General features: G+C 59.0%; 5 protein-coding genes. 1 reads left to right on the forward strand and 4 read right to left on the reverse strand.

Annotation, left to right across the window (positions count from 1 at the left end; all coding sequences use genetic code 11):
* From FP026_RS30030 to FP026_RS30045, 4 genes are all read right to left on the reverse strand, one after another.
* Nucleotides 1-295, reverse strand: a 295-nt coding sequence (locus FP026_RS30030) for an ATP-binding cassette domain-containing protein (protein ID WP_149638166.1), incomplete at its 3' end; no start/stop codon positions are given.
* Between the two features lies 1 nt (nucleotide 296).
* The gene (locus FP026_RS30035; RefSeq protein WP_149634705.1) at nucleotides 297-1,214 is read right to left on the reverse strand and encodes an ABC transporter permease; all 918 of its coding nucleotides are present in this window, start codon (nucleotides 1,212-1,214) and stop codon (nucleotides 297-299) included.
* Nucleotides 1,211-2,134: an ABC transporter permease subunit gene (locus FP026_RS30040; protein WP_149634706.1), complete on the reverse strand. Its 924-nt coding sequence runs from the start codon at nucleotides 2,132-2,134 to the stop codon at nucleotides 1,211-1,213. Before FP026_RS30040 ends, FP026_RS30035 begins: the two co-directional genes overlap by 4 nt.
* 51 nt (nucleotides 2,135-2,185) lie before the next feature.
* Nucleotides 2,186-3,766: a peptide ABC transporter substrate-binding protein gene (locus tag FP026_RS30045; protein ID WP_149634707.1), complete on the reverse strand. Its 1,581-nt coding sequence runs from the start codon at nucleotides 3,764-3,766 to the stop codon at nucleotides 2,186-2,188.
* 291 nt (nucleotides 3,767-4,057) lie between these two features.
* Between FP026_RS30045 and FP026_RS30050 the strand changes: the two genes are divergently transcribed.
* Nucleotides 4,058-4,249: alpha-amylase family glycosyl hydrolase (locus FP026_RS30050; RefSeq protein ID WP_246665496.1), on the forward strand; the 192-nt coding region annotated here is incomplete at its 3' end.

The following is a 4,249-nucleotide window of genomic DNA, read 5'->3' on the forward strand; positions in this document are numbered from 1 at the left end:
GGTCCTGGAAGACCATGGCCATGTCCTTGCCGCGCACATGGTCGAGTTCGCGCGGTTTCAGCGTCAGCAGGTCCTTGCCGTCGAGCAGCGCCTGGCCGCTGGTGCGGCCGTTCTTGGCGAGCAGGCCCATCAGGCCAAGGAAGGTCTGGCTCTTGCCGGAGCCGGATTCACCGACGATGGCAACGCGCTCGCCACGGCCGATCTTGAGGTTCATTTTCGAGACGGCCGCCACCTCGCCTTCCGGCGTGCGGAAGGTGATGGAGTAGTCTTTCAGTTCGAGAAGTGTTTCTGTCATGTCAGCGATCCTTCGGATCGAAAGCGTCGCGCAGGCCATCGCCGATGAAGAGCAGGCTCATCAGCAGCGCGACCAGGAAACCGGCCGGGAAAAACAGCAGCCAAGGCGTCGTCTCCATGCCGGCCGAACCTTCGGCAATCAGCGTGCCGAGAGATGTCAGCGGCTCCTGAACGCCGAAGCCGAGATAGGAGAGGAAGCTTTCCGTCGCGATGATTTCCGGGATGGTGAGCGTCGCATAGATGACCACCGGACCGACGAGATTCGGCACGATGTGCTTGAGGATGATCTTGAACGACCGCTGGCCGGAGGCCCGCGCCGCCTCGATGAATTCCCGTTGCTTGATCGACAAGGTCTGACCGCGCACGATACGGGCCATCGTCAGCCATTCGAGCGCGCCGATCGCCGCAAACAGCAGATAGACGTTACGGCCGAAGATCACCATCAGCAGGATGACGAAGAGGACGTAGGGCAGGGCGTACATGATATCGACGAAGCGCATCATGACCGCATCGACACGGCCGCCGAAATAGCCAGCGACGGCGCCATAGAGCACGCCGATGACAACCGAGACGAGGGTCGCGACAAGCGCGACGGTCAGCGAAACGCGGGTGCCGTAAAGCGTACGCGCCAGCAGGTCGCGGCCATTGCCATCGGTGCCGAAATAGTGGCCGGCGGCGAAGTCCGGAGGACCGCGGAAGGAGGTCCAGTCCGGATCCTCGTAGTTGAAGGGCAGGAAATACGGACCGAATATGGCGACCAGAACCAGCACTGAGAGTACGATCAGCGAAAGTGCCGCGGCCTTGTTGCGGAGCAGGCGACGCATCGCGTCACCTGTGAGGGAACGCCCCTTGGGTGCGAGCCCTTCTGCCGAAAGCAATTCCGCTTCCAGCAATTCTCTCTTGGCGGAATTGAGGATCATCGCATTCTCACTTTCGGGTCGAGCCAGGCATAGGCAATGTCGACCAGCAGGTTGAGGACCACGATCAGGACCATATAGAAAATGACCGTGCCGAGGACCATGCCGTAATCGCGGTTGAGCGCAGCGCCGACGAAGTAGCGGCCGACGCCGGGGAGGCCGAAAATGCTTTCGACAACCAGCGAACCGGTGAGGAGATAGCTGGCCGCCGGTCCGAGATAGGAGACGACGGGCATCATCGCCGGCTTCAACGCATGCCGCATCACGGTCAGCCGCGGGCCGATACCCTTGGCCTTGGCGGTGCGGATGAAGTTCTGGCCCATCACCTCGATCATGGAGCCGCGCATCAGGCGCGAGATGCGCGCCGCATGCGGCAGCGTCAGGACGATGATGGGCAGGATCAGGAACTTGAACGAGCCATCGCCCCAGCCGCCGACCGGCAGCCAGCCGAGCGTGTTGCCGAAGACGAGCTGAAGGATCGGGGCGATCAGGAAGCTAGGCATGACAAGGCCGATAAGGAGGCCGCCGCCCAGCCAGTAATCGGCCGCGCGATTCTGATAGAGCGCCCCAAGACAGCCTATGAAGATGCCGACGACAGTCGCAAGCACGAAGGCGGAGCCGCCGATCGTCAGCGTGTAAGGGAAGCCGGACATGATTTGTTGGGTGACGGTGAAATCCTGGTTGGCGAAGGAGGGGCCAAGGTCGCCCTTCATGACGTCGCCGACATAGATCAGGTATTGCTCAACCAGAGGCTTATCGAGGTTGTAGTGAGCCGCAAGGTTGGCTTTGACTTCCGGCGGCAATGGCCTTTCGCCATCGAAGGGGCCGCCGGGAGCGAGGCGCAGAATGAAAAAACACACTGTCACGGCAATCCACAGAACGGGAATTGTCGACAGCAAACGACGGAGAGCATAGCCAAACATGATTTTAGACGGCTCCCTCCCGGTTGTGTCCGGGAGGGAGCCTGTTCCCAATTATTCTTTGACCGACAGCCAGCGCGTGCGATGGATGTCCTGGATATTGTCGACGAAGCCCTGGACCTTCGGGGCGACGATGTTCTGGGAAACGTAGTAGTAGATCGGGATCGCGGCGCTGTCGTCGAGGGCCAGCTGTTCGGCCTTCTTGTAGATTTCGGCGCGCTTCTTCAGATCAATTTCTTCGTTGCCCTGCTTGATCAGAGCATCGTAGTCCTTGTTGCTCCAACGGCCGTAGTTCATTTCGACGCCGGTGGAGAGCAGGTTCAGGAAGTTGATCGGGTCATTGTAGTCGGCAAGCCAGCCGGCACGGCCGATCTGTACCTCGCCGCGCTGCATTTCATCGTAATGCACCTTGGTTTCGGTGTTGTAGAGCTCGATATCGACGCCAAGCGGCTTCCACATGGCGGCGATCGCGACGGCGATGCGCTTGTGGTTGTCATTGGTGTTGTAACGAAGCTGAGCCTTCAGCGGATGATCGGGGCCGAAGCCGGCTTCCTTCAAGAGCTTCTTGGCCTCTTCGACCTTCTGCTTGTAGGGCTCGTCCTTCCAGCTGACATAGGCCGGCTCGCCATAGTTGGCCGTGCCCGGCGGGACCCAGGAATACATCGGCAGTTCGCCGGTGCCGAGGATCTTCGGGCCGATGACCTCGCGGTTGACGGCCAGGGAGAGAGCCTGGCGGACGCGCTTGTCGTTGAAGGGCGGCTTGGTGGCATTCATGACGTAATAGTAGGTGCCAAGGAACGGCACGACATGCGCCTGGCCGGGAAGGTTCTTCTGGATCCACTCATACTGATCGGCGGGGAAAGAGGTCAGGATATCGAATTCGCCTGCACGGTAGCGCTTCAGGGCGGCGGCCTGGTCTTCCAGCGTGTAGTAGTTGACGTTGTCGATCTTGATGTCCTTGGCGCCGTAATACTGGTCACTCTTGACCATGCTGACATGCGAACCAGGCACCCATTCGGTCGGCTTGTACGGGCCGTTGGTGACGATATTGCCGATCTTGACCCATTGGTCGCCCTTGGCTTCCACGACATGCTTCGGCAGTGGATAGGCCGTGTAGTGCATCAGGGCGTTGAGGAAGTAAGGCGTCGGGTTTTCAAGCGTGATTTCCAGCGTCTTGTCGTCGATCGCCTTGACGCCCAGCTGGGTCGGATCCTTGATCTCGCCCTTGTTGATTTTTTCCGCGTTCCTGATCGTATATTGCAGATAGGCGTATTGCGCGGCGGTCTTCGGATCCATCAGGCGCTGGAAAGCAAAGACGAAGTCCTGAGCCGTCACCGGTTGGCCATCGGACCACTTGATGCCGTCGCGAAGCTTGAAGGTATAAACCTTCTGGTCGGGCGAAATGGTCCAGCTTGCAGCCTGGCCGGGAATTGGGTTGTCCTTGGGATCTTCGGTCACAAGCCCTTCGAAGATATCGCCGTCGATGCGGTTCTCCCAATCGCCGGAAATTTTTTGCGGATCGAGCGAAGTCGGGTCGCCACCATTGTGGATATTGAGGGTCGCGGCATGCGCGGAAACGCTCAATATCGTGCTGACAAAAGCCGCAGCGATAAATTTTCTGGTGATATGTGCCATGTGTTTTCCCACTTTCTGGAGTTCTTGTCCTTGTTTTACAAGGGTGTTTTTGATCCGCAGGTGACCTGTACGTGCAGGTCAATGCGCGAAGTTATCGAAAGCGACGTCGCTTTCAAGCCCCTAAAAGACGCAGGAGCTTCGTGTGTGAACTTTCATATTGATAATTCTCTAAAATTGATACCGCGAATTTACCCGCCCAGGTAGCCGAGTTTGCCATACGGCTGATTGCAGCTTGCCGCTTGCGGCGGAGTGTGCAAACTGAGGAGGCTGGTGCGATATCGAGGCTGTTTGATGAAATCGACGAATAAAGCGGCGGGAGCCGACTGGTGGCGCGGAGCCGTGATTTATCAGGTCTACCCGCGGTCGTTTCAGGATACGGATGCCAACGGGCTCGGCGACATCAAGGGAATTGCCCGCCGCCTGCCTCATATTGCCGCACTGGGTGTCGATGCGATCTGGCTGGCGCCGTTCTTCACCTCGCCG

The sequence above is a fragment of the Martinezella tropici genome (assembly GCF_008370325.1).
GTDB lineage: Bacteria > Pseudomonadota > Alphaproteobacteria > Rhizobiales > Rhizobiaceae > Rhizobium > Rhizobium tropici_B.

Bases quoted from the DNA above. Each gene is read 5' to 3' on its own strand.
- FP026_RS30035 (WP_149634705.1), bottom strand. From the start codon at position 1,214: ATGATCCTCAATTCCGCCAAGAGAGAATTGCTGGAAGCGGAATTGCTT.
- FP026_RS30040 (WP_149634706.1), bottom strand. From the start codon at position 2,134: ATGTTTGGCTATGCTCTCCGTCGTTTGCTGTCGACAATTCCCGTTCTG.
- FP026_RS30045 (WP_149634707.1), bottom strand. From the start codon at position 3,766: ATGGCACATATCACCAGAAAATTTATCGCTGCGGCTTTTGTCAGCACG.